General features: G+C 62.8%; 24 protein-coding genes. 12 read left to right on the top strand and 12 right to left on the bottom strand.

The genetic code is table 11. From position 1 onward, the window contains the following. Positions 1-2 precede the first annotated feature (2 nt). The 4 genes from D3I60_RS16785 to D3I60_RS16770 all read left to right on the top strand — a co-directional run bounded on the left by D3I60_RS16785 (position 3) and on the right by D3I60_RS16770 (position 3,939). A complete protein-coding gene (locus D3I60_RS16785; RefSeq protein WP_262777777.1) occupies positions 3-854 on the top strand; it encodes a methylenetetrahydrofolate reductase in 852 nt (283 codons plus the stop codon). Between the two features lie 12 nt (positions 855-866). Beyond that, positions 867-1,742 (top strand): formyltetrahydrofolate deformylase, encoded by an 876-nt coding sequence (gene purU / locus D3I60_RS16780; RefSeq protein WP_262777776.1) that lies wholly within the window; start codon positions 867-869, stop codon positions 1,740-1,742. A gap of 133 nt (positions 1,743-1,875) precedes the next feature. Then, positions 1,876-3,279 (top strand): vanillate/3-O-methylgallate O-demethylase, encoded by a 1,404-nt coding sequence (gene ligM / locus D3I60_RS16775; protein WP_262777774.1) that lies wholly within the window; start codon positions 1,876-1,878, stop codon positions 3,277-3,279. 78 nt (positions 3,280-3,357) lie between these two features. Next, entirely contained in the window at positions 3,358-3,939 is a 582-nt protein-coding gene (locus D3I60_RS16770) for a PadR family transcriptional regulator (RefSeq protein ID WP_262777772.1), read from the top strand. Positions 3,940-3,996: 57 nt separating this feature from the next. Here the strand turns inward: D3I60_RS16770 and D3I60_RS16765 are convergent, their stop codons facing one another. From D3I60_RS16765 to D3I60_RS16740, 6 genes are read right to left on the bottom strand one after another with little or no spacing between them, the layout of a single operon-like run. After that, positions 3,997-4,881: an amidohydrolase family protein gene (locus tag D3I60_RS16765; RefSeq protein ID WP_276584693.1), complete on the bottom strand. Its 885-nt coding sequence runs from the start codon at positions 4,879-4,881 to the stop codon at positions 3,997-3,999. A 42-nt stretch (positions 4,882-4,923) separates the two neighbouring features. After that, entirely contained in the window at positions 4,924-5,892 is a 969-nt protein-coding gene (locus tag D3I60_RS16760) for a 3-hydroxyacyl-CoA dehydrogenase NAD-binding domain-containing protein (protein ID WP_262777768.1), read from the bottom strand. Next, complete coding sequence (locus tag D3I60_RS16755) at positions 5,889-7,955, bottom strand: acetoacetate--CoA ligase (RefSeq protein WP_262777766.1); 2,067 nt, start codon at positions 7,953-7,955, stop codon at positions 5,889-5,891. Before D3I60_RS16755 ends, D3I60_RS16760 begins: the two co-directional genes overlap by 4 nt. 2 nt (positions 7,956-7,957) lie before the next feature. Next, positions 7,958-8,782 carry a crotonase/enoyl-CoA hydratase family protein gene (locus D3I60_RS16750; RefSeq protein ID WP_262777764.1) on the bottom strand — a complete coding sequence of 275 codons (825 nt, stop codon included), beginning with the start codon at positions 8,780-8,782 and terminating at the stop codon, positions 7,958-7,960. Further along, complete coding sequence (locus tag D3I60_RS16745) at positions 8,779-10,356, bottom strand: acyl-CoA synthetase (RefSeq protein ID WP_262777762.1); 1,578 nt, start codon at positions 10,354-10,356, stop codon at positions 8,779-8,781. The genes D3I60_RS16750 and D3I60_RS16745 overlap by 4 nt, the downstream gene beginning before the upstream one ends. Next, on the bottom strand, positions 10,353-11,726 hold the full coding sequence (locus tag D3I60_RS16740) for an MFS transporter (protein WP_262777760.1): 1,374 nt from the start codon (positions 11,724-11,726) through the stop codon (positions 10,353-10,355). Before D3I60_RS16740 ends, D3I60_RS16745 begins: the two co-directional genes overlap by 4 nt. Positions 11,727-11,876: 150 nt before the next feature. Here D3I60_RS16740 and D3I60_RS16735 point away from each other — a divergent pair, with 150 nt between their 5' ends. After that, entirely contained in the window at positions 11,877-12,674 is a 798-nt protein-coding gene (locus D3I60_RS16735) for a PaaX family transcriptional regulator (RefSeq protein ID WP_262777758.1), read from the top strand. Between the two features lie 46 nt (positions 12,675-12,720). Here the strand turns inward: D3I60_RS16735 and D3I60_RS16730 are convergent, their stop codons facing one another. After that, positions 12,721-13,635, bottom strand: coding sequence for a LysR substrate-binding domain-containing protein (locus D3I60_RS16730; RefSeq protein ID WP_262777756.1), 915 nt, complete (start codon positions 13,633-13,635; stop codon positions 12,721-12,723). 127 nt (positions 13,636-13,762) lie between these two features. Between D3I60_RS16730 and D3I60_RS16725 the strand changes: the two genes are divergently transcribed. After that, on the top strand, positions 13,763-16,858 hold the full coding sequence (locus D3I60_RS16725; RefSeq protein WP_262777754.1) for a cytochrome P450: 3,096 nt from the start codon (positions 13,763-13,765) through the stop codon (positions 16,856-16,858). A gap of 110 nt (positions 16,859-16,968) precedes the next feature. Beyond that, the gene (locus D3I60_RS16720; protein ID WP_262777752.1) at positions 16,969-18,333 is read left to right on the top strand and encodes an MFS transporter; all 1,365 of its coding nucleotides are present in this window, start codon (positions 16,969-16,971) and stop codon (positions 18,331-18,333) included. 29 nt (positions 18,334-18,362) lie between these two features. Here D3I60_RS16720 and D3I60_RS16715 read toward each other — a convergent pair whose 3' ends face one another. Continuing rightward, positions 18,363-19,028, bottom strand: a complete 666-nt coding sequence (locus tag D3I60_RS16715) for a response regulator (RefSeq protein WP_262777750.1) — start codon at positions 19,026-19,028, stop codon at positions 18,363-18,365. A gap of 151 nt (positions 19,029-19,179) precedes the next feature. Further along, positions 19,180-20,601 carry a sensor histidine kinase gene (locus tag D3I60_RS19235; RefSeq protein WP_262777748.1) on the bottom strand — a complete coding sequence of 474 codons (1,422 nt, stop codon included), beginning with the start codon at positions 20,599-20,601 and terminating at the stop codon, positions 19,180-19,182. Between the two features lie 158 nt (positions 20,602-20,759). Between D3I60_RS19235 and D3I60_RS16705 the strand changes: the two genes are divergently transcribed. After that, positions 20,760-21,563 (top strand): DUF4352 domain-containing protein, encoded by an 804-nt coding sequence (locus tag D3I60_RS16705; protein WP_262777746.1) that lies wholly within the window; start codon positions 20,760-20,762, stop codon positions 21,561-21,563. A 2-nt stretch (positions 21,564-21,565) separates the two neighbouring features. On the opposite strand, the gene D3I60_RS16700 is transcribed toward D3I60_RS16705, so the two are convergent. Continuing rightward, positions 21,566-22,354, bottom strand: a complete 789-nt coding sequence (locus tag D3I60_RS16700) for a fructosamine kinase family protein (RefSeq protein ID WP_262777744.1) — start codon at positions 22,352-22,354, stop codon at positions 21,566-21,568. A 44-nt stretch (positions 22,355-22,398) separates the two neighbouring features. Then, the gene (locus tag D3I60_RS16695; protein WP_262777743.1) at positions 22,399-23,142 is read right to left on the bottom strand and encodes a 3-keto-5-aminohexanoate cleavage protein; all 744 of its coding nucleotides are present in this window, start codon (positions 23,140-23,142) and stop codon (positions 22,399-22,401) included. A 219-nt stretch (positions 23,143-23,361) separates the two neighbouring features. On the opposite strand from D3I60_RS16695, the gene D3I60_RS16690 reads away from it, so the two are divergent. Both D3I60_RS16690 and D3I60_RS16685 read left to right on the top strand, forming a co-directional pair. Continuing rightward, positions 23,362-23,505, top strand: coding sequence for a GPGG-motif small membrane protein (locus D3I60_RS16690; RefSeq protein ID WP_262777741.1), 144 nt, complete (start codon positions 23,362-23,364; stop codon positions 23,503-23,505). A gap of 226 nt (positions 23,506-23,731) precedes the next feature. Further along, positions 23,732-24,619: a formylglycine-generating enzyme family protein gene (locus D3I60_RS16685; RefSeq protein ID WP_262777739.1), complete on the top strand. Its 888-nt coding sequence runs from the start codon at positions 23,732-23,734 to the stop codon at positions 24,617-24,619. A 2-nt stretch (positions 24,620-24,621) separates the two neighbouring features. On the opposite strand, the gene D3I60_RS19230 is transcribed toward D3I60_RS16685, so the two are convergent. Further along, positions 24,622-25,101 (bottom strand): LysR substrate-binding domain-containing protein, encoded by a 480-nt coding sequence (locus D3I60_RS19230; protein ID WP_262778015.1) that lies wholly within the window; start codon positions 25,099-25,101, stop codon positions 24,622-24,624. On the opposite strand from D3I60_RS19230, the gene D3I60_RS19225 reads away from it, so the two are divergent. Continuing rightward, positions 25,069-25,455 carry a hypothetical protein gene (locus D3I60_RS19225; RefSeq protein WP_262778024.1) on the top strand — a complete coding sequence of 129 codons (387 nt, stop codon included), beginning with the start codon at positions 25,069-25,071 and terminating at the stop codon, positions 25,453-25,455. The two genes, D3I60_RS19230 and D3I60_RS19225, sit on opposite strands and share 33 nt — an antisense overlap. 10 nt (positions 25,456-25,465) lie before the next feature. Further along, positions 25,466-26,971, top strand: a complete 1,506-nt coding sequence (locus D3I60_RS16670) for an acetyl-CoA hydrolase/transferase family protein (RefSeq protein ID WP_262777738.1) — start codon at positions 25,466-25,468, stop codon at positions 26,969-26,971. The last annotated feature ends 12 nt before the right edge of the window (positions 26,972-26,983 follow it).

Genomic DNA, 26,983 nt, shown 5'->3' with positions numbered 1-26,983 from the left:
CCGTGGCGTCACTTACCGCAACGGGCCTGCTGGACGACTTCTCACTCGAGATGACCGGAAAGGACATTCCCAATCTCAGAGAAGCCGCACATGCGATCCCGCCGGGGACGCGGATCAATGTCACGTTCCTCGGCAACGAAGATCTCCCGATGCGAGTAGAAGCGTCGAAAGCCGTGGCCGATCTGGGATTCGTTCCGGTTCCTCACATCTCCGCCCGTCGGCTCAAGTCCGAACGGGAACTCCGAGATTTTCTCGATGCACTGCAGCAAGTCAATGCGACGAAGCACGTATTCGTCGTCGGGGGTGATCCCGCGGAGCCGGAGGGCCCCTACGAGGATTCGCTGTCGGTCATCCGCACCGGAATCCTGCAGGACTACGGGGTCACCGAAGTCGGCGTCGGCGGCTATCCCGAGGGCCATCCCGATATCAGTGACCACGATCTCTGGTATCACCTGGGCGCCAAGGTCTCTGCGTTGGCAGAGCAGAATTTGGACCAGGTCGTTCTCACCCAGTTCGCATTCGACGCGCAGCGCGTCAGCGAATGGATCAGCGAGGTTCGCGACCATGGCATTGAATCGGTGATCCGGATCGGCACACCGGGCCCGGCAGGTATCAAGAGACTTCTCGGCTACGCCCGACGATTCGGTGTGGGCACGAGTGCCGGAATCGTCAAGAAATACGGATTCTCGCTGACGAATCTCGTCGGCACCGCCGGACCGGACAGATTCGTCCGAGATCTGACTGACCAAGCTGGTGAGACGGAATCACCGGAGGCCCCGAAGACACACTTCTACACATTCGGCGGACTGCTGGCCACTGCCGAGTGGATTCAGAAGTTCACTGCCCGAAAGTGAGGTGGTGATGACATGACCGATCTCGCCGAAAAGCGCAAAGACCACGCAACCCTGATCGTCACCGGGCCTGATCAATCGGGACTGGTGTCGACAGTCACTTCGCTCATAGCTCGGAACAACGGCAGCATCGTCTCCCTCGACCAGCACACGACCGACCCGGAAGGAGGAGATTTCTTTCAGCGTGTCGTCTTCCGCAAGGAGGGGCTGTCAGCCACATCTCCAGACATCCGGGCTGACATCGCGTCCACTCTCGAACCCCTCGGAATGCAATTCCGCCTCGAGGAGCAGAAGGTTCTCAAACGCATGGCGGTGCTCGTCTCGAAGAGTGATCACTGTCTGCTCGAACTGCTGTGGAGGCACCAGCGTGGTGAATTGCCAGTATCGATTCCCCTGGTGATCTCGAACCACACAGACGTCGCCGAAGCAGTGCGCAGCTTCGGCATCCCGTTCTTCCACGTGCCTTCGCAGGGGCCGGACAAATCCGCAGCAGAAGCTCGTCTCATCGAGCTGCTGGCCGGCAACGTCGATCTCGTCGTCCTCGCCAGGTACATGCAGATCCTGTCCGAGAAGTTCCTCGATGATGTCCAAGTTCCGGTGATCAACATCCACCATTCGTTCCTGCCCGCCTTCATCGGCGCAGGGCCGTACCGGAAAGCCAAGGAACGTGGTGTGAAGCTCATCGGAGCGACCAGCCATTACGTAACGAAGGATCTCGACGAAGGTCCGATCATCGAACAGGACGTCACCCGAGTCGACCACACGATGACGGCCGGCGACATGCAGGCGAGAGGAGCCTACGTGGAACGGGCGGTGCTCTCGAAGGCAGTCCGATTACACGCCGAAGACCGAGTCATCCGGCATGGCAACCAGACCATCGTATTCGACTGATCCGGCGTCTTGTCTCCAGCACTTCACCCGCACCAAAGTCGGCCGCATCAATGCATCAACTCCCGACCAGCACCACATGAGACCGGATGTTTCAGAGCGGAGCATCCCTGACAACAAGAGAGGTTCATCGACGATGACTGACAATCTCCAGCAGATTCTCGACAAGAGCAATCCTGTCGAACTCCTCCGCAACTCGCAGATCGGATCCTATATCTATCCTGTTGTGCCTGCGGACTTCTCGAACTGGATCAAGGAGCAGCGCGCTTGGCGAGAGACGGCAGTCCTCTACGACCAGTCGCACCACATGGACAATGTCTTCCTGCACGGTTCGGACGCCATCAAGTTGATTTCCGACACCGCAATCAACTCGGTTGCGAAGTTCGCTGTGAACAAGGCAAAGCAGTACGTGCCGACTACGGCGTCGGGACACGTGATCGGTGACGGCATCCTCTTCCACGAGGCCGAAAACGAGTATGTCTACGTCGGTCGTGCGCCCGCTTCGAACTGGCTGATGTTCCACGCGGAGACGGGCGACTACAAGGACCTCGACATCGAGGTCGACCGTCGTTCGCCGTCGCGCCCATACGGTGATCCGGTCAGCCGTCGGTACTACCGTTACCAGATCCAAGGCCCCAAGGCGTGGGATATCATCGAGAAGCTCAACGGCGGTCCACTGGAGAAGATCGGCTTCTTCAACATGGCGTCGATGACCATCGCCGGCAAGCAGGTGCGCACACTGCGTCACGGCATGGCGGGTGCTCCCGGGCTGGAGCTGTGGGGTCCATATGATGACCACAAGGTCATCCGTGACGCAATCGTCGAGGCCGGCAGTGAGTTCGGCATGCTCCAGGTCGGTTCGCGCGCTTACCCATCGAACACCCTCGAATCGGGATGGATCCCCTCTCCGTTGCCCGCCATCTATACCGGCGAGGAAGAACGGACATTCCGCGAATGGCTCGGAGCCGACAGCTACGAGGCGACCGGCACCCTTGCAGGTTCGTTCGTCTCCGAAAACATCGAGGACTATTACCTGACACCTTGGGAACTCGGTTACGGATCTTTCATCAAGTTCGACCACGACTTCATCGGCCGCAGCTCCCTGGAGAAGATGGATCCGGCCGCGCAGCGCAGAAAGGTCACTCTCGCGTGGGATGCAGACGACCTCGGCAAGGTGCTCTCCTCACCGCTGAATGTCGACGGCCCGAACTACAAGTACTTCGACCTTCCGCTGGCGAACTACGGTTCGGCAAACTACGACAAGGTCGTCGACGCCGATGGCAGCACGGTCGGCTTCTCGATGTTCACAGGCTACTCAGCGAACGAGCATCGCGGGCTTTCCTTGGCTGTCGTCGATCCTGGCGTTCCCGAGGGTGCCGAACTCAAGGTCGTCTGGGGCGAGCCGGACGGCGGAACCAAGAAAGCATCCGTCGAGCCTCACGAGCAGACCGAGGTTCGCGCGGTGGTCAGCCCCGTGCCGTACTCGACTGTTGCGCGCCAGACCTACCAGGGAGGATGGCGTACCGGCTACAAAGCCTGAGAACGGTAATGTGAGAGGGTCCGGGCTGTGCAGCCCGGACCCTCCTCGTCTTCAGACAAACAGAACAGGACCAACGAGATGAGTCTACGAAGTGCCATCCTCGCGCTTCTTCGGATCGAACCGATGTCGGGCTATGACCTGGCCAAGCAGTTCTCACAGTCGGTCGGCCATGTCTGGCACGCCCCCGACTCGCAGATCTATCCGGAACTGCGCAAGATGGCCGATGCAGGACTCATCCTTCCCGAGGAGCAGGCGCGTGGGACCGCTGGCATGCGTCGGGTCTACCACGTCACTGAAGCGGGGGAATCATCGTTCATCGATTGGATGAATTCTCCGCTCAAGTATCAGCGCACCCGCGATGCCGCTCATCTGAAAGCCGCCTACCTCGAATCCGCGAACCACGAAGCGCGGATATCCTTCCTTCGCAATCACATCGAAGCATGGAGGGGGGAGCTCGAATACATCGAAGACGAGATCGCCAACATAGATGCGCTCGAATCACCGATGCTCAACCGTCGACTCGCCGTCACAGCCGACAAGGACCGTGAGATGACAATCACCTATAAGCGATTCGCCTACGAAGGGCTCGCTGACCGTGCCCGCAGCGAGATCGCGTGGGCACAGCGCGGGCTGAAGCTGACCGAGCACCTCGAAGGGTGAAGACAAGCTCTTCGACCGATTGCGCCGGTTCGGGCTGTCGCCAGCTCGGTCGTACGCTCACAGGCGCAGTACGCGCAGCGCATTCTCCTTCATGATCAGTGGCACTGCTTCTTCCTTGACGTCCAGCTTCTCGAAGTCTCTGATCCACCTCTCGGGAGTGATGAGAGGGAAGTCGGAGCCGAACAGAGCCTTCTCTTTGAGCACCGATCCGATGGCCCGGGTGAGCTGTGGCGGGAAGTACTTCGGCGACCATCCGGAGAGATCGATGAAGACATTGGCCTTGTGCGTGGCGATCGAGACCGATGCATCAGCCCATGGTACGGACGGGTGCGCGAGGATCATAGTCAGCTCCGGAAAGTCCGCAGCGACGTCGTCGAGGAGCATCGGGTCCGAGTACCTCAGCTTAATCCCGCGGCCTCCCGGCAAGCCTGCGCCGATTCCGGTCTGGCCTGTGTGGAAGAGCGCGACGAGTCCGTGCTCGGCGCACACCTCGTAGATCGGGTAGTAGTCGGAGTGGCTCGGGTCGAATCCCTGCAGACTGGGGTGGAACTTCATGCCCCTCACTCCGTAGTTCGTCGCAAGGTCGCGGATGCGGTCGACCGCTTCGGCAGGCTTGCGGGGATCGACGGACCCGAAGGGGATGAGGACGTCGTTGTGCTCTGCGGCCAGTTCGGCGATCGTCTCGGATGAGACAGGCGGATGTCCGCCGAGCGCTGTTGTGGCGTCGACCGTGAAGACCACTGCCGCCATCTTCCGTTCGCGGTAGTAGTCGGCGAGATCGGCAACGGTCGGGGTGCGGGGAACCGATGCCCGAAAGTACCCCGCCGAAGCGTCGAGGAGCTCCTGGTCGAGCGAGGTGTGCTGGTGGTCGTCGGCTTCGACATGGGTGTGAACGTCGATGGCCGTGATCGTCACGGTGTCGATGGCTGGCTGGTAGATCATTGTCATCTTTCCTAGTCAAAGGGTGAACAACGGTTGCGAGGCTTAGGGAAGCTCCTCGTAGCGGGTCTTGAGCTCGAGCAGGCTGATGAGCATCTCATCGCGTTGTCGGGCGATGGCGGCGGAGTCCCTGCCTGCGAGTTCGTCGTCGACGCCGGCGATGAGCTTCTCCTTGAGGTCCACGTCGAGATGAACCTGCTTGAGGTCGTGCATCCAGACCTCCTGCGGCGGTCCCAAATGGTCGAGGACGTGACGCATTCCGCCGGAGCCTCCGGACAGCGACTGCTGCGCCAAAGGTCCGAGGATCGCCCACCGCAGCCCGGGGCCGTATGAGATCGCAGTGTCGATGTCTGACACCGAGACCACACCCTCATTGACCAATGAGTAGGCTTCCTGCCACAGCGCGGCCTGCAGACGGTTGACCACGTGACCCGGCAGCTCGGCTCGAACGAGGATGGGCTTCTTCCCGATAGACCGGTAGATCTTCAGCGCCCTGTCGACGAGTTCTGCGGAAGCCCCGGGGGTGGGGACCACTTCCACCAAGGGGACGAGGTGGGCGGGGTTGAAGGGGTGTCCGACGATGATGCGGCCCGGAGCTTTCGTCGCTTCAGCTGAAATCTCGCTCGGAGAGAATCCTGACGTGGACGAGGCGATGATTGCCTTCTCGGGCGCCACAGCGTCGACTTCGGCAAGCATCGCCTGCTTGACCTCGAGGCGCTCCGGACCGTTCTCCTGGACGAAGTCAGCTGAGGCGACCGCCTCGGCGAGGGTGGGTGCAAAGACCAGACGATCGAGCTGTGAGCCTTTGATTCCGGTGGTCACCTCGAGGTTGGCCTTCACCTGCTCAAGCAGCCGTTCCTCCGCTCCGTCAGCCGGGTCGAAAGCCGTGACGCTGTGGCCGGCGGCGAGGAATCCCGAGACCCAGGCGGCCCCGATGACACCAGTGCCGATAACGGCGATTGCGAGTCCTTCATTCGTAGCATTGACCGGACCCGTGTTCATCTCGGCGCTCATGCTGACTCACTTTTCCTCCGTGCGTCGGCAAAAGCGACGTATTCGTCAAGCGAATGCGGATCCTGCAGAGCGCCAGGGCTCGCGACCTCGTCGAGGGCGGCACCCTGAACGATGCGTTTGACCGGGACTTCGAGCTTCTTGCCCGTCCGACCGAGAGGGACCTTCGTCACGGGAACGACCTCGTCGGGAATGTGCCGTGGGGAGAGTCGGGTCTTGAGCTCCTTGCGGACTCGGACCGAGAGGTCATCGGTGAAGGACACGTGGGGTTCGGTCTGGACGAAGACCACGAGCTCTCCCATTCCGCCGTCGGGATCCTCGAGATGGATCACCAGGGAATCGGCCACCTCGTCGAAAGTGTCGAGGACGGAATAGAAGTCTGCAGTGCCCAACCGCACTCCGCCTCGGTTGAGGGTGGCGTCAGAACGGCCGGTGACGACGACTCCGCCGTCAGAGGTGAACCGCACCCAGTCGCCGTGCTGCCAAACGCCGGGGAACTTCTCGAAGTACGCCTTCTCGAATCGGTCGTCGCCGCCTTCTCCCCAGAAGGTCACAGGCATCGAGGGAACGGGCTGGGTGATGACGAGCTCTCCGAGTTCGTCGAGTATCTCCTGACCGTCTGAGTCATAGGCCGTGGCCGCAAAGCCGAGGGAGGGGCCCGTCATCTCACCGGAGTACACAGGTGCCAGAGGCGATCCCTGGAGGATGCCGGTGCACACATCGGTGCCGCCGCAGCCGACGTTGACCAATACGTTCTGCCCGAACTGCTCGACAAGCCATTCGAAGCCCTCGGCCGGGAGCGGGGAACCGGCCGCGCCGAACTGCTCGACCGTGGACAGATCGAATTCCTCCGTCGGTCGAAAGCCGTCCTTGCGCGCGCTCATGATCGCTCCGGGAGCCATGCCCATGAGCGTCGTGCGGCTCTTCGCGGCGATGCGCCACAGTTCCTTCGAATCCGGGAAGTTCGGGTTGCCGTCGATCATGACGATTGCCGATCCGACGACGAGCCCGCCGACCAGAGCGTTCCACATCATCCACGCGGTCGTCGAGAACCAGCAGAACTGACTGCCCGGCCCGAGGTCGAAGTGCAGGCCGTGATTCTTCATCGTCTCGACCAAGATGCCGCCGTGGCTGTGCACGATGGCTTTCGGCTTCCCGGTCGTTCCGGAGGAGAAGAGGATGAACAAAGGGTGGTCGAAGGGGACCGGTTCGAATTCGAGCTCGGTGAGGGATGTGTCCGGAGAATTGTCACCCGTCTTCGACTCGCCGTCTCTCGCCGAGGCGGTTCCGAGCTCCGCGTAGTCGACGACATCGATCGGATGGTCGAGTCCGGTCCCCGTCGTGAAAGCCTCGCGCAGTTCGGGATCGAGACTGAACGATCCGTAGTCGACGTGTACGAGGTGGGTGAGGCTCGGCAGGGCGGCGACCACCTCGGCGAGTTCGTCGGAGCGTTCAACGTCTTTGGCCCCGTATCTGTAGCCGGGGATTGCCAGCAGCACGGTGGGTTCGACCTGGGAGAAGCGGTCGATGACCGACTGGGTGCCGAATTCGGGGGCGCAGCTGGCCCAGATCGCGCCCAGGCTCGCAGAGGCAAGGAACGCCACGAGTGCTTCGGGCTGGTTGGGCAGGTAGCCCACGACACGATCTCCCTTGTTCACCCCGAGCGAGATGAGACCGGAACGGACTCGGGCGACCTCGGAGCGCAGCTCGTCGAAGGTCAGAGTGAAATCGTCGCGGGTCTGGGAGACTGCGGTGACGGCGTGGTCGTCTGCCTGGTCGGGGGTGCCGAGGGAGTGCTCGGCATAGTTGAGCGTGGCACCGGTGAACCATTTCGCGTGGGGCATGACGCGCTCTTCGAGCACCGAATCATATGGTGTGTGGCTTTTGACACCGAAATAGATCCACACAGATTCCCAGAAGTCCTCGATGTCGGTGGCCGACCAGGTGTAGAGCTCTTTCCAGCTGGTAAGAGACATTCCGTGCTTTTCGTTGACCCACGACAGGAAGTCACCGATTCTGCTGTTTCCGATGGTGTCGGCAGGAACTTCTCGAATGATCGTCGACATGTTCACTTCCTCACTTTGGGTCCGGAGCCATTGAGGAATGCCCGCATGAGCTCTTTCGCCTCGGCACTCGACTGGGCGACGGACGCCATGAGCGCCTCCAACATGTAGCCTTCGTCACGCCCGGCTTCGGCGATGCGTGGAAGCGCTTGGGTGATCGCATAGTTCGTCACCGGGGAGTTCGAAGCGATCGAGGCCGCGAGTTCAAAGGCCTTCGCCTGTCCTTCGCCGGAGGGGACGCGATAGTTGACAAGTCCGATGCTCTCGGCCTCGGCGGCGTCGAAACGGCGGCCGGTGAGCATCATGTCCTGGACTCGGCTGAGTCCGATGAGGCGGGGCACCCGTACCGAGGCGCCTCCGCCGACGAAGAGACCGCGTTTGCCCTCGGGCAGGGCGAAGTATGCGGACTCCTCGGCCACTCGAAGATGAGCTGCGGTCGCGAGTTCGAGGCCGCCGCCGATGACTCCGCCCTGGAGGACGGCGATGACGGGGATCTCGGATTCGGTGATCGCATTCATCGTCGCGTGCCATGAACGTGAGTGGCGAAGGCCGCCTACTGCGTCACGCTCGGCCATCTCGGAGAGATCGAGCCCCGCGCAGAAATGCTCGCCGACGGTCGTCAGCACGATGGCGGAGACCTCAGGTGGGGTGCGGAAGAATTCGCCGAGAGCGGCAACGGTCGCATCATCGAGCGCGTTGCGCTTAGCAGACCGATCGAGAGTGAGGACGCCGATGTCATCCTCAGCGGTGAACCGAAGGGACTCGTTGACGTCGGTCTTCTTCGGCTGGTCGGAGATGCCTGCGAGGTGGGACGAGGAGAGGTTGGTCATTTATGGTCCTTTGATGGTGCGGTCGGTGCTGGCTTGTCCTCGGTTGTGGTCTTCGCCGCGGGATTCGAGTGTGCGCCGAGCGCATCAGCGGTGCGCAGGGAGACCTTGTGAATCTTTCCCGAGCCGGTGCGTGGGAGATCGTCGACGAGGTCGAAGTACTTAGGCACCTTGTATTTTGCGAGGCGAGCGAGCAGAAAGTTGCTCAGTTCATCCGCCGTTGGCGGTGTGTCCGATTCAGCTGCGACGACGAAAGCGTGTCCGACCTCGCCCCACTTCTCATCGGATGCGGCGACCACCGCAGCTTCGCTGACACCCGGATGTTCGAAGAGGGCAGACTCCACCTCGGCAGGATAGACATTCTCACCTCCGGAGATGAACATGTCCTTGAGCCGGTCGACGATGAAGAGGAATCCGTCGTCGTCGAGGTAGCCGATGTCGCCGGTATGGAACCATCCATCAGGGGAGAAAGCCTGACCGGTGGCAATCGGGTCATTCCAATAGCCATTGGTGACATTGGGGCCGCGGGCGACGATTTCGCCGTTGACGCCGGGGGAGCAGGAATTTCCGGAGACATCACGGACATCGACTTCGGTGAAGGGCACGGCGCGTCCGGCCGATCCGGCCTTGTCGAGGGCGTGCGCAGCAGGCAAGAAGGTGCAGCCCGGGGAGGTCTCGGTGAGTCCGTAGCCTTGGCAGAACATGATGTCCTTCGCCTGGTATCTCTGGATCAGGGAGACCGGGATCGGTGCACCGCCCGAGTTGACGAATCGCAGCGACGACAGGTCAGCGCTCTCCCACCTCGGCGACTGCAACATGTCTGCGAACATCGTTGTGACCCCGGCCATCCAGGTCAGTCCTTCGTGTTCGATGGCATCGAAGGCTCGGTTGACGTCCCACCTCGACTCGATGAGCATGTGCGCACCGCGCAAGTAGCTGGTCATCACCTGCTGGTTGAGGCTGATGACGTGGAAGAGAGGAGCAACGACGAGGGTGACGTCGGCGACAGTCAGGTCAGTGTTGAGGAGAAGATTGAAAGAGTTCCACATCAGATTGGCGTGTGAGAGGACCGCGCCTTTGGGACGTCCGGTCGTCCCTGAGGTGAAGAGAAGAAACGCCGGCTGCTCGCCGTCGACGTCGGCCGCCGGCACAAGCGGACCCGACGGCGAGGTGGATGTATCTTGCCACTGCACTGTCTCCTGGACCACGTCGGTACTCAGGCCCGCAGCCGTCTTGGCCGATTCGGGCGCCACGTACAGCAGAGACGCTTCGGCGAGAGCGAGCTGGTAGTCGAGTTCGGGCGGCGCAAGTCGCCAATTGAGTGGGATGAAGATCACGCCGAGGCGGAGGCAGGCGAGGAGGACGACGATCAGGGCAGGATGGTTGGGACCGAGGTAGGCGATGCGATCGCCACGACGTACTCCCTGTGCGTGCAGCTCTGCCGCGCAGGTCAGGGTGCGTTCGTGCATCTGGGCGTAAGTGTGTTGGACGCCGTCGAAGGTGATTGCCACCTTGCTGCCGTAATCGGTGGCCTGGATTTCAGAGAGTCGGGTCAGAGCGGGGTGGGAGAAGGTCATAGGGTCGGTCCTTCCGTTACTGCTGGCGGAGTGCCGTTTTCGATGCTGGGTCGCGTCTCGCCGAGGTTCTGTTCTGACAGGCTGCGGGATTTCGTCTCGCCGAGCCTCCAGATGCACAGGATGCTGATGGCGGCGACAACCGTGATGACAATCGATAGTGGGATTGTGGAGGGAGAATCGGCCGAGCTCATGATTGCGGCGAACAGGACGGGTGAGATGCCTGCGCCGATACCTGCGATCTGGTAGCCGAGCGATGCCCCGGTGTAGCGGTGCTCGGTGTCGAAGAGTTCGGAGTAGAGACCGGCCAAAGGTCCATAGATCATCGGGTGGATGACGCCCTGGCCGATGATCATGCCGATGGTGATGATGAGACCGTCCTTGGTCTCGATCATCGGGAAGAGTGCGAAGCTCCACACGGCGATGAGCACGGCGCCGGCGATGACCAATGGACGACGACCGATCGTATCGGACAGTCGGGACCAGCCGATGATCCCGAAGATCGCGAAGAACGAGGAGAATGACAAGGCGTTGAGTATCGTCTGCTGCTCGATACCGATCTGCACGCCGTAGGCGACGGAATAGGTTGTGAGCAGGCCCTGGAACATGAACGCGGACAGGCCGACTCCGACGGCGAACAGCAGGGTCACGGGCTGGTCGCGCAGAGCAGCGACAATCGGGATGCGCCGTGAGGGCGCGCGTGTCTTCGCAGCGAGGAACTCAGGAGATTCGGCGACTGCAGAGCGGACGATGATGCCGACGACGAGCAGAAGGATCGAGGCGAGGAACGGCAGCCGCCAGCCCCAGGCGATGAAGGCCTCGGGACCCATGAGCGCCAGGACTGCGGCGATGACGAGCGCGGAGACAAGTTGCCCGGTGGGAGCGCCGGCGCTGGTGAAGCTGGCCCAGAAGCCGCGGTTCTTCGTTGAGTGCTCGGCGGACATGAGCATGGCTCCGCCCCATTCGCCGCCGATGGCAACGCCCTGGACGACACGGATGAGGATAAGGAGAACGGGGCCGATGAGTCCCGCCTGTTCGTAGGTCGGCAGCAAGCCGATCGCAGTTGAGGCGATTCCGATGGTGAACATGCTCAGCACGAGCATGCGTTTGCGGCCGAGTCTGTCCCCGAAGTGCCCGAAGACGATGCCCCCGAGGGGGCGGGCGAGATAGCCGGTTGCGAATGTGGCCAGACTGGCGAGAGTGCCGACCGCAGGGGAGAGGTTGGAGAAGAACACGTCCTTGAATACGAGGGCGGCGCAGACCGAGTAGACGAAGAAGTCGTAGTATTCGATGACGCTGCCGAGGTACGCCGAGGCGGCAGCTCGCTTGAGCATCGGTGTTGATTTGCTTGAGGTGGAGTTCGCGGAAGCCATGTAATCCTCGCTGACTGAACGGCTCTCTTGATTGACGGTCTGATCGGCGGCGATCGAACCGTCTTCGATACTATGCAGAAAGACGACGGAGCGTCAATAGTTTGCGATACGTGAATGTTCTGGAGCGGGCAGTGCGCATAGAATCAGAGCATGGACCTTCGCCCGCAGTCACTCTTCTTCGCCCTTGTCGGGGAGCACCTGCTTGGGTCGACTCGTCCTCTCAGTGGAGCTTCGATCGTCTTCGTCATGAAGAGGCTCGGCGTCGGTGAGACTGCAGCGAGATCGGTCCTGCAGCGAATGACCGCCAAGGGCTTTGTCGACCGTAGCAAGCAGGGTAGAAAGACGTTCTACAGCTTGACCGACACCGGGTCTCAGATCCTAGGCGAAGGCGGCCGCAAGATGTTCACGGGTTGGCAGTCCGATAGTTGGGACGGTGCCTGGACGATGGTGAGGATTCAGGTCCCGGAGACTCGGAGGTCGTTGCGGCAGAAGATTTGGACACAGTTGTCTTGGGCTGGCTTCGGCCAGGTCGATGGCGGGACATGGGTGGCGCCCGGATCGCGGGAGTTGATGTCTGTGCTGGATGCCGAGCAGCTCGAAGTTTCCCCGATAGTCATCTGCGGGCGACCTCAGCCTCCCACGACCGATGACAATCTCGTGGCAGCCTTTGAGCTCGATGCTCTCGCTGCGGAATATTCTGCTTTCGGCGTTCGGTGGCAGGGCTTCGCTCCGGAAGCTGAGTCGCCTATGGAGGCTCTGGTGGCGAGAGTGAAACTGCAATGTGAATGGTTGGGTCTGACCCGGCTGGATCCGCAGCTGCCCGACGTCCTCTTGCCGCAGAATTGGCCTGGGACGACGCAAGCGCAGTTGTTCGTCGACCTCAACCAGCGTCTTGGCGAACGAGAGGCTCCTGTTCTCGATGACTTTTTCGCCGGCGCTCTCGAGTAGACGCGCCCCGAATGGTGGTCAGGCGTGCCATGTCGGTCGTCGCCTGTCAGATCCACTCCTGCGCCAGAGCGAATTCGATGAGCGCCTGCACTCGCGGCGCGATCGTGGAATTAGCGGGCCAGATCGCATCGACGCTGACCGGCTTCACCGCCGGCTCGATCTCCTTGACGATCAGGGGCAGATCCTCGTAGCTGTTCGGATTCGACAGACGTTGGACAAGGATTCCGTATCCGAGCCGTCGTGCGACGAGCGTCCGGACCACCTCGTAACTCGTCGTGCGGTGCCGGATCGTCGGGTGGAGCTGCCGCTCGGCGAACATCGACAGAGTGTGGTGACTCGACGGCGGGGAATCGAGCAGGATGAGATCCCTTGACTCGAGATCCTCTAGTCGGACCGTCTCCCGATAGGCGAACTCATCCTCGGCAGACAGGACGACATGCGCCGGCTGAGCGAAGAGCTGGGCGCGGTTCGGTGTGCCCGGGACGAGTGTCTCGTAGACAAAAGCCAGATCGATCTCACCCGAATCAAGCTTGCCGACGAGGAGGTCCTGTGTGGCTTCGACGATCTCGAGGCCCACCTTCGGGTGCAGACGACCGAATCCATCGAGCAGGACCGGAAGGATCATCGGTGCCAGGGTCGGATAGCAGCCGATGGTGATCGGACCAGCGAGTTCACCATTCGTCGTCGTCAATTGAAGCTCGAGGTCACGTGCGCCGGCCAGCAGCGGGCGGGCCTTGTCGAGAACCTGTCTGCCTGCGGCGGTGAGCGCCAAACCCTGCGATTTCCGCCGAATGCAGAGTTGGGATTGGAGCTCGTGTTCCAGCGTGGTGATGGCGTCGGAGATCGCCGATGAAGAGACGTGCAGCTCTCGCGCCGCGGCGGAGATCGTCCCCATGCGAGCAGCCGTGATCAGGTAGGACAGCTGTCGCAGTGTGAAGTTCGGTGGCTGGTCAGATCTCATATCCGCCAATCCGGTTTAGTTGTGCGATTAATTCCGCTTTTCCTTTCTAAGCGTAGTGCACATACTGATGTGAACAGCCTCACAGAGACACTCAACGAAGAGGAGACGGCGATGACTTCTCAATTGCATGCCCCCAATCGAACCGCAGGAGCACCCCCCCACAGCTTCAGCGGTCCCGGTTGCCGACTGGGTGACGATCCCCGAACTCTACGATGACCCGTTCCCGATCTACGAACGTCTTCGGGCCGAGGGCGGAGTGCACTGGGTTCCCGCAGTCAACCGCTACCTCATCACCAGCTACGAAGCAGTCAGCGTCACCGAACACGATCAGGAAGCGTTCTCCGCAGACGAGGAAGGATCGCTGCAGATCCGTGCTATGGGACACTCCATGCTGCGCAGAGACGATCCCATGCACTACGAACAGCGACGCGCCTGGCAGCCAGTCCTCAAACCGGGGTACGTCAAACGAATCTGGACGAAGATGTATCGCGAGGTCGCCGAAGACCTCCTGGCGAAACTCGTCGGCAAAGGCCCTGACGTTGATCTCATCTGGGACTTCGCCGCCCCGTATGCGAGTGAGACGCTGCGACGCATGCTCGGCCTCTACAACGCTGACCAGTCGGATCTGCAGCGCTGGTCGCAGACGATGATCGACGCCACCGGCAACTACGCCGACGATCCTGATGTCTGGGCGAAAGGCAAGAAGTCCTTCGACGAAGTCGATGCCGCGCTCGACGAGATGCTCGGTTACCACCTGACCCACCGAGACCACTCGCTGATCTCCGGGCTGCTGTCCATGCCCGGTGACCGGATGCCCATCGAGCAGATTCGGGCCAATATCAAGATGACGATCGGCGGCGGCCTCAACGAACCGCGCGACGCCCTCGGTGTGGCGGCCCTGGCCATGTTCGAGAATCCCGAACAGCGGGCGGCCGCGGTCGCCGATCCGGCACTGTGGCCGACCGTCTTCGAAGAGACCATCCGATGGGTTGCTCCCATCGGAATGTATTCCCGACAGACCACGTGCGAGACAGAACTCGCGGGCAAGCTGCTTCCCGCCGGAGCGAAGCTGGGTATCTGTGTGCTCTCGGCCAATCGTGACGAAGCCGTGTGGGACGATGCACATCGCTTCGACATCCACCGTGAAGTCAAACCGCACCTGGCTTTCAGCAAAGGTGTGCACGTGTGTCTGGGCAATTGGGCAGCACGGGCGGAGATCGCCGAGGTGGCGCTTCCCCTCCTCTTCAACTCCCTCAAGGGACTCGACATCGATCGAACCCGCGAGACCCGAATCGGCGGCTGGGTCTTCCGCGGACTGCTCAGCCTCCCGGTGACCTGGGATTCGGCAGAAGACACTCCGAACTACGGCATCTCCCACGCCAAGAGAGATGACCGAACCGACTCCGGATCTCAGGGCGGTGCCGGTGCCGCGCCGGACGCCGAAGGCCCGCGAATCGCCGTCGTCGGCGCCGGCCCGTCCGGCTGCTTCTCTGCGAAGGAGATTCTCCGCCAAGTGCCGGGAAGCCGAGTCGACGTCTACGACAGGCTCCCCGTCCCCTACGGACTGCTGCGCTACGGAGTGGCCGCAGATCACCAGGGAACCAAATCCGTATCCGCGCAGTTCGACCGTCTCTTCGCCGATCCCCGTGCGACATTCATCGGCAACACCGAACTCGGCGTCGATGTGACCATGGACGAACTCAAGTCCGGATACGACTCAGTGGTTCTCGCAAGCGGCCTGTCCCACGACCGTCCCCTCGCCATCCCCGGCGCCGACCTCAAACACGTCTATTCGGCCGGCAGTATCACCCGACTGCTCAACGGCCATCCCGACGAACGAGACGATGACGGCCACACCCGCACCCCCGACCTCGGCTCACGAGTGGCCGTGATCGGCCAGGGCAACGTCGCCATCGACGTGCTGCGGCTCCTCACCTGCGATGCCCAAGCACTCGACGGCAGCGATATCGATGACAGCGCCTACACCTCACTGCGACGCGACATCTCTCGGATCGACATCATCGGCCGCTCAGCTGCGGGCACAGCGAAGTTCGACCCCGTCATGATCCGCGAAGTCGGACGAGTGCCGGGCCTTGTGCATGAACTCCATGGTGTCGACCTCACGATGCGCATCCCCGGAAAAGACGCGAAGCTCGACGCCCTCGCTGAACTCACCTGCTCCGCGCAAACGCAGCCCGCACACGATGCGATCCACGTCCATTGGTGGTTCGAAACGACTCCCGAGGCGCTCACCGGTGACGGTGCCGTGACCGGGATCGAGCTGCGGCGCACCGACGAAGATAATATCGGCCTCGACGTCGACTCGGTCATCACCGCGATCGGATTCGTTCGCGACCCGATGACAAGTGCCCGACAGGGCATTTGCCCCGTCTCACCGATTCCCGGCGACGGAAAGATCAGCGCCGGTCTCTTCGCCATCGGATGGCTCAAAGGCAACGGTCGAGGGACCATCCCCGACCAGCGGGCCGATGCGCGAAGCCTGGCCGCACAGATCGCGTCGGAGTTGAACGCCGGATCGATGACGACCGGTGCTCCCGGACTGACCCCGCACGCCAAGGCCACTGATTTCGCTTCATGGCGGCGCATCGATCTCAAAGAGCGCCTCGGCGCCGGACCCGGACGATGCAGGTCCAAGATCACTTCACGAACCGAACTCATGGCAGCGGCCAGCGACCTCAGCCTCGACGAGTCGCTGCAGGACACCTCGGCGAATTCCTCGGAAGGCTTGGCACCCGGTCTTCCGGTCACGGTCCTGTTCGGAACGGAATCGGGCAATGCCGAACTCGTCGCCGAAGAGATCGGCGCTTTCCTCGGCGACCGCGACGACCTGGAGATCAGAGACCTCGCAGAGATCTCTCCGGACGACCTCGACCCAGAACGGTTCCACCTCATCGTCTGCTCGACCTACGGCGACGGGGACGTGCCGAGATCGGCCACCGAGTTCTACCGGACGCTGAAAATGCGGGACGTCGATCTCCAGGGAATCCGCTTCGCCGTGTTCGGCCTCGGCGATGCCAGCTACACACGGACCTACTCGCGTGGAAGCGAGCTTCTTACCGAAGCTCTCGAAGCGCGCGGCGCGGTACGGGAAGGCGAATACGGCCGCCATGATGCAGGCGGCGCCGTGCCGGCATCCGAAGCGGCATGCGAGTGGGCGGAAGGAGTACTCACCACAATCGGCACCACATTCGCTGCCGTCTGACGGTGACCGACCGTGCTCGGATGATCCATCCGGGCGCGGGCGGAGGCCACCTCATCAATCTCTTCAATTCGGACGACGAAGACCGACCACAACTGGACAAGGACGTTCACATGACACAGACACCTACCTCGGCGTCACCTGCGCCGACGCAGAAGATGAACCAGCGCAGAGTCGCCTTCGCCGCTGTCATCGGCACCACCATCGAGTGGTACGACTACTTCACCTATTCGACTGCGGCGGCGCTCGTCTTCGCACATCTCTACTTCGCTCCGGCGGGGGAGGGCATCGGCCAGATGCTGGCCTTCGCCACCATCGGAATCTCGTTCCTCTTCCGTCCCTTGGGTGCATTCCTGTCCGGGCACTTCGGTGACCGGCTCGGTCGTCGAGCCGTCCTCGTAGTCACCCTCGTCACAATGGGTGTGGCGACCGCACTCATCGGACTCATCCCCACGTACGAGACTATCGGCATCACTGCACCGATTCTGCTCATCCTGCTGCGCATCGTCCAAGGTCTGTCGGCCGGCGGGGAGTGGGGCGGCGCGGCGCTTCTCGCCGTCGAACACGCCGACGAGGACAAGCGCGGGCGCGCCGGCTCATACCCTCAGCTCGGCGTTCCGCTGGGAATGCTGCTGTCCTCCGGCGTAATCGCCCTGATGACCGGTGTCATCTCTCCTGGAGAGGCGTTCATGGAATGGGGCTGGCGAATCCCGTTCCTGCTGTCCGTCGTGCTCATCGGCGTCGGATACTGGGTGCGTCGGGCCGTGGAAGACACCCCGGTGTTCCAAGAGATGACCGCCGAGACCGCCAAACGCAAGGCCCCGATCCTCGTGCTCTTCAAAAAGCACCTGTCCCTGGTCCTCGTCGCCGCACTGATCTTCGCCGGCAACAACGCCAGCGGGTACATGACCACCGGCGGCTTCGTGACGAAGTATGCGACCGACCCCGTCGGCTTCGACCAGACGGATGTGCTGCTGGCCATCACGTTCGGATCGTTCGTCTGGTTGGTCTCCACAGCGGCCTCGGGTGTGCTGGCCGACCACATCGGACGGGTGAAGACCTACGTCTTGGGATTCCTCATCCTCATCGTCACGGCCTTCCCACTGTTCTGGCTCATCGACACCGGCGACCTCGGCCTGCTGTATCTGGCATTGGGCATCTTCTCCATCGGATTGGGACTCTCGTACGGTCCGCAGGCTGCCCTCTACGTCGAACTCTTCCCTGCCTCGATCAGGTTCAGCGGAGTCGCCATCTCCTATGCTTTGGGCGCGGTCCTCGGCGGGGCGTTTGCCCCGACGATCGCTCAAGGGCTGCTGCAGGCGACTGGAACCACCGCCTCGGTGTCGCTTTACCTGCTGGTCATGTCGGCAATCTCGCTGCTGGCGGTCTCGCTGGTCCGCGACAGGAAAGGCATCGACCTGTCGGTGGCGAACGAAGCCGAGCAGAGCTCCGGAATGTGGCGAATTGCGAAACGCTGAGTGGGCAGGGCGGGGCCGGCCGGAGGGCTTCAGTTCTGCTGAGCCCTGACGACCATCGTGGCGATGCGCACGCGATTGTTCGTGTCCAATTTGACGTTGATCCGGTTGAGGTGAGTCTTGACCGTAGCCAGACTCATGAACGTCTCCTCGGCGATCTCCTGATTGGACCGACCGTCGGCCACGAGTTCGGCGATCTGCCGCTCGCGGTCTGTCAGTCCGGACAGCAGTTCAACGGCCTCTCTCTGCAGTCGATGGTCTGAGTTCGATCTGACCTTGGCGATGACCTGCCGCATCGACTGCGGGGAGAGGATGGGCTCACCGGCGTGAACCTTGCGGATCGCGGCGGCGAGTTCCACAGGGCCGATGTCCTTGAGCAGGTATCCGGCGGCTCCGGCCTCGAGCGCCATGAAGAGGTGATCGTCGCTGCTCATGCTCGTCAGAGACACCACCTTCGGCGGTCGTACACTGTTGAGCAGACGCTGAGTGGCTTCGATCCCGCCGATTCCCGGCATCTGGATATCCATGAGCACGACATCGGGAAAATGCAGAGATGCCTTCTCAACGGACTCTTCCCCGCTCAACGCCGAGGCGACGACGTCGACGCCGTCGGCCGCTTGGAGGATTCCCCTGATCCCGGTGATGACCATGGGATCGTCATCGACGACCATGACTCGGATCGGGGCGGCTTGGTTCATAGATGTCACAATACCCGAGGCCCGTGTCACGGCTGGTCGAGGCCCCTGTCACGGCTGATCGAGGAGCTGAAGTCGCTTCTCCGTCGGGCTCCTACGGCCGATCTCGGCAGACGTTTCGGCAGAATGCGAAACAGTCCGGACAGACTGTGGATCAGTTCGGACGAGAGAAGGATCGGAAGCTCACCTGGACGTGGAACTCATTGCCGATCACCCCGGTCGACGCGTCGCCGCCGAGCATCTCGGCGCGCTCCCGGATGCCGACGAGCCCGGACCCCGACCCGGTTGACGCCAAGTGCGCCCCGTGCGGCACAGGACTCGTCCCGGGCGGCCTCCACTTCTGAGCAGGCGCACCGGCGCCGGGTTCTCGAGCCGACCCCGGTGCGTATCGGGGGCGAGGCGGAACCTCGACCGGGGCTGCACCACGAGGAAGCGGATTGCTCACCGAGATCTGGATTCCGCGAGTTGCCGAGACGGCGACGTCCACCGTCACGGGCATGTTCGGTGCATGTTTCATCGCGTTGGTCAGAGCCTCCTGAACAATGCGATAGGCCGCACGGTCGAGCGCAGGCGGGCATGAGTCCACGTCCTGGATGACGACGAGCGGGCGGATGACCGTACCGGTGGAGGCCACAGAGGAGATGAGCTCGGGAATCGCTGACATCGTCGCACGACTCGGAGGCGACGAAGTGCCATGGCCCGGCCGCGGATCGGCCAGATCTCCGCTCCTCACGCCACCCACCAGATGACGCAGATCCTCCATGGACGCACGGGCCTCCTCTCCCAGGGCAGACGCCGTCGCAGCGACCTCGGGGTCGGCGCGTGCCCCGACCTCAAGGGCACCGGTATGCAGAGAGATCACCGACAGTCGGTGGGAGAGCGTGTCGTGAAGCTCGCGTGCCAAGAGCTCTCGTTCCGACTGCCGCGCGATCTCGGCCGTGAGCGACTCATTGCGCTGAGCTTCGCGTTCGGCGATCGACTCGACCGCCCTCATCCTCCGAGTCCGACGCAGAAGCGCACCGACTCCCAGCGCCGTACACAGTCCGATGACTCCGGCGGCGACCGTGATGATTCTGATCGCCAGGTGCGAATCCTCCGGCGGAATGGTCGCCTCGAGTCCGGTGACCTGAGCCGGATCGGGCAGGAAGAAGATGCTGAAGGGATTGTGCTCAGCCGGTGCCAGGCACATCCTCAACGTGGAGAACGCGATCAGTCCGGTGCCCACCGCCGAGGCGGTGATCGCCTGCCGCCGGGGTGCTCGGATGACGAGGTGGAAGACCGCAATGAGCAGCATCAGCGCATCGCCCCAACCCGCGGTGAGCAGTCCACCGGCGACGAAGGGCACCCACGGCCATCGGTGACGGAGGAAGACGAGCCCCCACACGAGGAACAGCAGCAGGACGGCGACGAGTCCGGTGTCGTTGAGTTCCCCGTCGGAGAAGGCCCAGGCGTTCGCCGCCACCGCCATCGACGAGGTGAAGAACCCGAAGAGGTAGAGAATGACGCCGACGAGGACGCTGCCGGCGATGCGCACGCCGCGCGGGATTCGGCGGCGAGGAGCGGATTGTACTGACACAAGAGAATCGTAACCGCGGGGGCTGACACACGTAGTCCACCTTTCGGCTGGACGAGCTCACCGATCGGCTGGAGTGAACCAGCCTGAATGCGGACGCGCCGGGGCCCGGACGCAACGAAGCTGGAGCAGTCAGCCAGAACCAGCTTCGAAGGAGCGTCATGTCCCACTCGCGGAATCCCCAGAACACCCCGCAGCAGCCGCAGTCACCACAGCCTCAGCCCCAATGGTCCCCGCAGCACCAGCCCCCTCACAACACCCACAACCAGCAGCCAGCTCAGAACTTCGACCCCCAGCCGTGGGCACCCGCACAGAACGCACCGGCCTACAGAGCCGGAGGCTACCCGCAGCAGCCCTACGGTCAGAGGCCGCCGAAACGGAAGAAGCCGCTGCTGAAGCGCTGGTGGTTCTGGCTGCTCGTCGTCATCGTCATCATCGCCGCAGCCAGCGCGATCGGAGGCGGGGGAGATGACACCAGCACTGCGGAGAGCGGCTCATCCGACGCTCAACAGTCGGGGGAGTCCACGAAGAAGAAGGAGGCCGCCGACAAACCCGCCGAGGAGGCTTCGCACGGCATCGGAGACACCGTGGCCGCTGATCACTGGGAGATCACCGTCGCAAAGGTCGAGGACGGTGTCTCACAGGTCGGCGACGAATTCCTCAACGCCAAGGCACAGGGACAGTTCGTCCAGATCGAACTGTCGGTGAAGAACACCGGATCGGATCCGAACTACTTCTTCGACGACGACATCAAACTCGGTGATGAGTCCGGCAACACCTACTCTGCGGATTCAGAAGCCGGTATCTATGCGGCCGAGGACAACATCCTCTTCCTCGAAGAGATCAACCCCGGAAACACCGCCGAGGGTGTCCTCGTCTTCGATGTGCCCGAAGACGCTGACCCGAACAAGCTGACCTTCGCCGGCGGACTGTTCTCCGACCCGGTGGAGATCTCCTTGAAGTGACCTCACCGGTCCAGCTGTTCCGCCCGGGCGATGATCGACCGGGCGGCGCTGACCGTCTGCCCGAGGAATCCGCGCCCGAACAGGCGAATATGAGCGAGCAGAGCGAAGAAGCTGTGCGCCGGCAGGTCCTCCTGCCAACCGTCCGGCATCGGGTGGGCCTGTTCGTAGCCGGAGAAGATCTTCTCGAGAAACGGGGCACCGAAAAGGGCGAGCAACGCGAGGTCTTCCAGTCGGTGACCGCCGTGGGCGGCCGGATCGATGAGCGTCACCCCGGTCGGTGTCCACATAAGATTCCCCGCCCACAGGTCACCATGGACGCGCGCCGTCGTCTCCTCACCCTCACCGCAGATGCCGGCGAAGGCGCCAGACGCGATGGCATCGATCGCCGAGGCGACCGTCGCCCGGGCCTCACCTCTGAGATCCCCGGCAGCCGCGGCGGTCAGGGGTCGTAAGCGCTGCCCGACCCAATAGTCGGTGAAGTCGTCGACGGGCTCGGCACGCACCTCGAAGGGACTGTCGAGAGGGCCGAAGAATGACTGCGGGGCCGGTGACCAACCGAAACCGGGAGCACCCGCATCGTGGAGCCGGGCGAGGGCACGACCGAAGTCAGCGGCCGCCGCGGCGTGGGGACCGGTTTCCCGGAGACGGCGCAGCCGCAGAAAATCCGGCCCGTGTTCGAGCACTTCGACGACCGGGACCACATCTGGTTCGGCCAGCCATCTCAGCCCGGCGGCCTCGGCGGCGAAGAAGCCGTCCGGGGCGGACTTCCGCAGTTTGAGGAAATCAGTCATGGCCACAGGTTAGTCGGGAGAGCCGTTGTCCGTGTGACCTCGGGTCAGTTCCCGAGCTCGGCGAGGAGACCGGCGGCAACCGAAACGAGTTCTCCGTTGCCGGTTGCCTGAGTGCCGTCGATGAGGACCGGAGTGTCCTCCAAGCCGGTGCGGATGCCGTGGCCGCGCCTGATGGCTCGGGCATTGACGACCCAGGAGGCGATGCCCTCCCCATGGTGGACCTGCGGCAATTCGATGCCCGCTTCGGCAAGGACTCGTTCGATCGCGGCGGCCTCAGCCAAGGCACGATCCGGATCGGTCTCAGTGGGTTCGACGAGCACACGTGCGCATCGGTCGGCCAGCCCGGAATCGACGAATGCCGCTGCATCGTCGAGGCTGAGCAGACCTGCCTCGACTCGAACACCGTGCTCGATGAGCAGTTCGCACACTTCGCGAATTCCCGACTCACCTTGATTGGCACTGACGGAGTCAGGCAGCTCGGTCCATTCGGAGATGAGCGTGAGACGGACCTGCGGATCGGGTTCGATCTCGGCTGCGGTGCTCAAAGAGATCGGAGTCCCCGGGCACGCGGCACGCACCTCACGAATCGTGGCCGAGACCGGTTCAGTATGAAAGGTCTGCCGGCCGGTCGCATCGAAGGGGTGGAGGTGGATGACCTGAGCACCTGCTGCCACGGCGGCGGCCGCCTCGGCGGCGATGGACTGCGGTGTCCGCGGAGTCGCCGGGTGGTCGCGATCACCGTTGAGGGCGGCATGCAACAGCGGTTCGTGCGAAGCTGATCCGTTCATCTGCCCACTGTCTCGCATTCGTGACGGCGAGTACAGGTCCCTTCGGTAAGACCGTGAGAAGTCAGACTCGAATCACCGCGGAGACATCGCGCGGGCACGCCCCGATCATGATGGGGTTCGGCACGGCGTGTTGTTCGGAATGAGCCCGAATGACGGCAGATGTCGTGCAAGGACGAACCATCCTCGACCGAGGTGTCTCACGTGGATAGAGGAGCTCAAATGGCTTTCGTCCTCTGGAACATCGCAGCAATCCTCGTCATCTCCGGCATCTTTGCGATCTTCCGCAAACAGCTGCTGTGGGGATTCGTCCTCATCGTCGTCGGCTGCATCGTGGGGCCGGGCGGAGTCAGTCTCTTCACCTGACCGGCACTCCCGGACTGTCCCCAGCCCCGGCTGAAGTCGTAGGGTGATCCCAGAGTCCGCCCAGCATCGAGACGGACCCGGAGAGAATAGGGGGCGCCCACGCGTGACAGAGACCGGAGACCTGAGTACTGCCGGGGCGCAGAACGGCCATTCGTGCTGCGCCCCGGCGACCAGCCGCGCCGAGGCGGTGGAAAGTCATGTTTTGCACCTTGGTGCTGATCCTGCCGTGAATTCGGAGTCGAAGCCCGAGTTCAGCTTCGACTTCGTCACCGCCGGCGGCGCCTTCGACATGGGCGATCCCTTCGGCGACGGGCATCCCACCGACGGTGAGGGACCACGTCACCGCGTGGACCTCACCGAATTCGAGATCGCGACGACAAGCGTGACGAATGATGATTTCGCCCGGTTCGTCGCTGACACGGGGTTCGTCACCACCGCGGAGCGTTTGGGCACCTCGGCGGTCTTCGCCATGCTCTTGAAGTCCAATCCGGGAGCAGAGGCTCACATTCTCGGTCAGGCTCCAGGCGTGCCCTGGTGGGTCGAAGTCTCCGGGGCGAACTGGGCTGCTCCCGAAGGTCCGGGATCGACCATCGACAACCGAAGAGACCATCCTGTCGTACATATCAGCTGGGACGACGCTCAGGCCTATTGCGCGTGGTCCGGGACACGGCTGCCGAGCGAAGCCGAATGGGAGCTCGCCGCTCGCGGGGGCCCCAAGGGCCGCCGCTATCCGTGGGGCAATCGGCTGCTGCTCGACGGGGAATGGAACTGCAATATCTGGCAGGGCGAGTTCCCGCGTACGAACACCCTTGACGACGGCTTCATCGGCACCGCGCCGGCCCGACACTTCGCGCCCAATGGGCTTGGCCTGTTCAACACCGTGGGCAATGTATGGGAATGGTGCGCCGACTGGTTCGCCCGTGACTACTACCAGCATTCCCCGCAATCCGATCCCCAGGGCCCAGACATCGGAGACACGCGGATCATGCGCGGAGGGTCGTTCCTATGCCACGACTCCTACTGCAATCGCTACCGGGTTGCCGCCCGCTCCTCGAACACTCCGGACTCATCGGCGTCGAACATAGGATTCCGAGTCGTCCGAAAAGCACACTGAGCTCAGTCCCGGAGCTCCGCACCGAGGCGGCTCATCAGGCGTTCTGTCTCGACCGACAGCGTCTTGAGAGTGAACGCCACAGTCTCACGGGCATCCGCTCCGGTCCGGGTCACGACCGTGATGTGCCGTGACGGGAAATGGTCACCGCTGATGGGGATTCGGCGCACCGGATGAAGATCCTGCGAGCGCGACATCCTAGACGCCACACATACCCCGAAACCGCCGTGGACGAGCGCGGTTCCCGTGTTCAAGTCATCGGCGAAATGCCCGATGCGGGGCGCGAACCCAGCCGCCGCACAGCTGGCCATGACGAGCTGGTGGTAGACCGTGCCTGGCCTGCCCGGAATCCAGGTCTCATCGACGGTGTCGGCGATTGTGACCGATGCGCGGTCCGCCAACGGGTGGTCGAGGGGAACCAAGAGGTCGAGCGGGTCGTCGATGAGGAAATGGTGGCTGAACCGATCATCCCCGCCGGCGGGGATGTCGGGAGGCGCGACGACGATGCCGATATCGGCATCTCCGCGGCACTCTATCTCGCCTTCTACGCCGGGGCCGGTGCTCCGGCTGTCGTCGTCGGGGTGTTTGCACTGAGTATGCCGCTGGTCATGGGCGCGATGATCTTCACCTTGGCCCTGCTGCTGGCAACGATCGCCACGATTCCGGTTCCGAGTATGTCCCAGACGGTGATTCGGCAGTCGAAGGCTGCGGTTGCGGTAACGGACGCCGTGCCGGAGCCAGCTCTCAACGTTGTCGAAGCGCAATGGTTCGACAGCGGATATGACAACTCGGGACATGACAGCGGGACCGCCTCGGCCGGGCACCCGGCCGCCCGATAGACTGCGAGTCATGTCGAGAATCACCTGCCCCGAACTGAGCACGAAGACCGTCACCGCTGAGCAAGCAGCCCGCCATATCGACAATGGCCAACGCGTAGCCATGAGCGGTTTCACCGGTTCCGGGTACCCGAAGGCAGTGCCGGGGGCGGTAGCCGCACGCGCTCAGGCCGCCCACGATCGGGGTGAGGACTTCCGCATCGAACTGTGGACGGGAGCATCGACGGCACCGGAACTCGACGGGGTGCTCGCCGAGGCGAACGCGGTGAGCAAACGGCTGCCGTTCCAATCCGATCCGGCGATGCGGGCCTCGATCAATTCGGGTGACACCGCGTATGTCGACACCCACCTCAGCCATTCGGCTCAGCAGGCATGGTTCGGCTTCTACGGCAACCTCGACGTCGCCGTGGTTGAAGTCGCGGCGATCCTGCCCAACGGTCTGCTCGTTCCCGGCAGCTCTGTCGGGAACTCGAAGACATGGCTCGACCTGGCCGACAAGGTCATCCTCGAGGTCAACGACTGGCATCCGCGCGGGTACGAAGGCTTCCACGATGTCTACTACGGAACCCGTCGCCCGCCCGAGCGGCTGCCGATTCAGCTGCTCGAGCCGATGCAGCGCATCGGTGACCCCTATCTGCGTGTCGACCCGGCGAAGGTCGTCGCCGTGGTGGAGACGAACGCTCCGGACCGGAACCTGCCGTTCAAACCTGCCGACGAGGACTCGAAGGAGATTGCCGGCCACCTCGTTGACTCCCTCCGCCATGAGATCGCCGCAGATCGGCTGCCGCCGGAGCTGCTGCCGCTGCAGTCAGGCGTCGGCAATGTCGCCAATGCGGTGATGGGCAATCTCGCCGACAGCGAGTTCGCGGGACTGACCGCCTATACGGAAGTCATCCAGGACGGAATGCTCGATCTCATCGACAGCGGAAAGCTCACCTCGGTGTCGGCGACGGCGTTCTCGCTCTCGGCCGAACGGGCAGCGGACTTCAACGACCGGATCGAGTCGTACAAGGGCAGGATCCTGCTGCGCACCCAGGAGATGTCGAACCACCCAGAAGCCATCCGCCGACTCGGCATCATCGCGATCAACGGAATGGTCGAGGCCGATATCTACGGCAACGTCAACTCCACGCATGTGACCGGTTCGTCGATCATCAACGGCATCGGCGGCTCCGGTGACTTCGCCCGCAACGCCTACCTCAACTTCTTCGTGTCGAACTCGCAGGCCAAAGCGGGAGCGATCTCTGCGATCGTGCCGTTCGCCAGCCATATCGACCACACCGAACACGACACTCAGATCTTGGTCACCGAACGGGGCCTGGCCGATCTGCGCGGACTGCCGCCGGTGGCTAGAGCACGGAAGATCATCGACAACTGCGCCCACCCGGACTTCCGGGACCGCCTCACCGACTACCTCGAGCGTGCGATCGCGGCGAACCCGACCGGTCAGCATACCCCGCACCTCCTCGCCGAGGCCCTGTCCTGGCACGAGAAGTTCCTCACGACCGGGCACATGTGAGCGGCAGCGGGG

This window comes from Brevibacterium permense (assembly GCF_025506275.1).
GTDB classification, from domain to species: Bacteria; Actinomycetota; Actinomycetes; order Actinomycetales; family Brevibacteriaceae; genus Brevibacterium; species Brevibacterium permense_A.
Note: the sequence above shows the minus strand (reverse complement) of the source record. Positions and strands in the feature narration are given on the sequence as shown.

Bases quoted from the DNA above. Each gene is read 5' to 3' on its own strand.
- D3I60_RS16670 (WP_262777738.1), top strand. From the start codon at position 25,466: ATGTCGAGAATCACCTGCCCCGAACTGAGCACGAAGACCGTCACCGCT.
- D3I60_RS16695 (WP_262777743.1), bottom strand. From the start codon at position 23,142: ATGAACGGATCAGCTTCGCACGAACCGCTGTTGCATGCCGCCCTCAAC.
- D3I60_RS16690 (WP_262777741.1), top strand. From the start codon at position 23,362: ATGGCTTTCGTCCTCTGGAACATCGCAGCAATCCTCGTCATCTCCGGC.
- D3I60_RS16725 (WP_262777754.1), top strand. From the start codon at position 13,763: ATGCCCCCAATCGAACCGCAGGAGCACCCCCCCACAGCTTCAGCGGTC.
- D3I60_RS16735 (WP_262777758.1), top strand. From the start codon at position 11,877: ATGGACCTTCGCCCGCAGTCACTCTTCTTCGCCCTTGTCGGGGAGCAC.
- D3I60_RS16760 (WP_262777768.1), bottom strand. From the start codon at position 5,892: ATGAGCGCCGAGATGAACACGGGTCCGGTCAATGCTACGAATGAAGGA.
- ligM (WP_262777774.1), top strand. From the start codon at position 1,876: ATGACTGACAATCTCCAGCAGATTCTCGACAAGAGCAATCCTGTCGAA.
- D3I60_RS16755 (WP_262777766.1), bottom strand. From the start codon at position 7,955: ATGTCGACGATCATTCGAGAAGTTCCTGCCGACACCATCGGAAACAGC.
- D3I60_RS16700 (WP_262777744.1), bottom strand. From the start codon at position 22,354: ATGACTGATTTCCTCAAACTGCGGAAGTCCGCCCCGGACGGCTTCTTC.
- D3I60_RS16765 (WP_276584693.1), bottom strand. From the start codon at position 4,881: ATGATCTACCAGCCAGCCATCGACACCGTGACGATCACGGCCATCGAC.
- purU (WP_262777776.1), top strand. From the start codon at position 867: ATGACCGATCTCGCCGAAAAGCGCAAAGACCACGCAACCCTGATCGTC.
- D3I60_RS16720 (WP_262777752.1), top strand. From the start codon at position 16,969: ATGACACAGACACCTACCTCGGCGTCACCTGCGCCGACGCAGAAGATG.
- D3I60_RS16705 (WP_262777746.1), top strand. From the start codon at position 20,760: ATGTCCCACTCGCGGAATCCCCAGAACACCCCGCAGCAGCCGCAGTCA.
- D3I60_RS16745 (WP_262777762.1), bottom strand. From the start codon at position 10,356: ATGACCTTCTCCCACCCCGCTCTGACCCGACTCTCTGAAATCCAGGCC.
- D3I60_RS16730 (WP_262777756.1), bottom strand. From the start codon at position 13,635: ATGAGATCTGACCAGCCACCGAACTTCACACTGCGACAGCTGTCCTAC.
- D3I60_RS16750 (WP_262777764.1), bottom strand. From the start codon at position 8,782: ATGACCAACCTCTCCTCGTCCCACCTCGCAGGCATCTCCGACCAGCCG.
- D3I60_RS16770 (WP_262777772.1), top strand. From the start codon at position 3,358: ATGAGTCTACGAAGTGCCATCCTCGCGCTTCTTCGGATCGAACCGATG.
- D3I60_RS16740 (WP_262777760.1), bottom strand. From the start codon at position 11,726: ATGGCTTCCGCGAACTCCACCTCAAGCAAATCAACACCGATGCTCAAG.
- D3I60_RS16715 (WP_262777750.1), bottom strand. From the start codon at position 19,028: ATGAACCAAGCCGCCCCGATCCGAGTCATGGTCGTCGATGACGATCCC.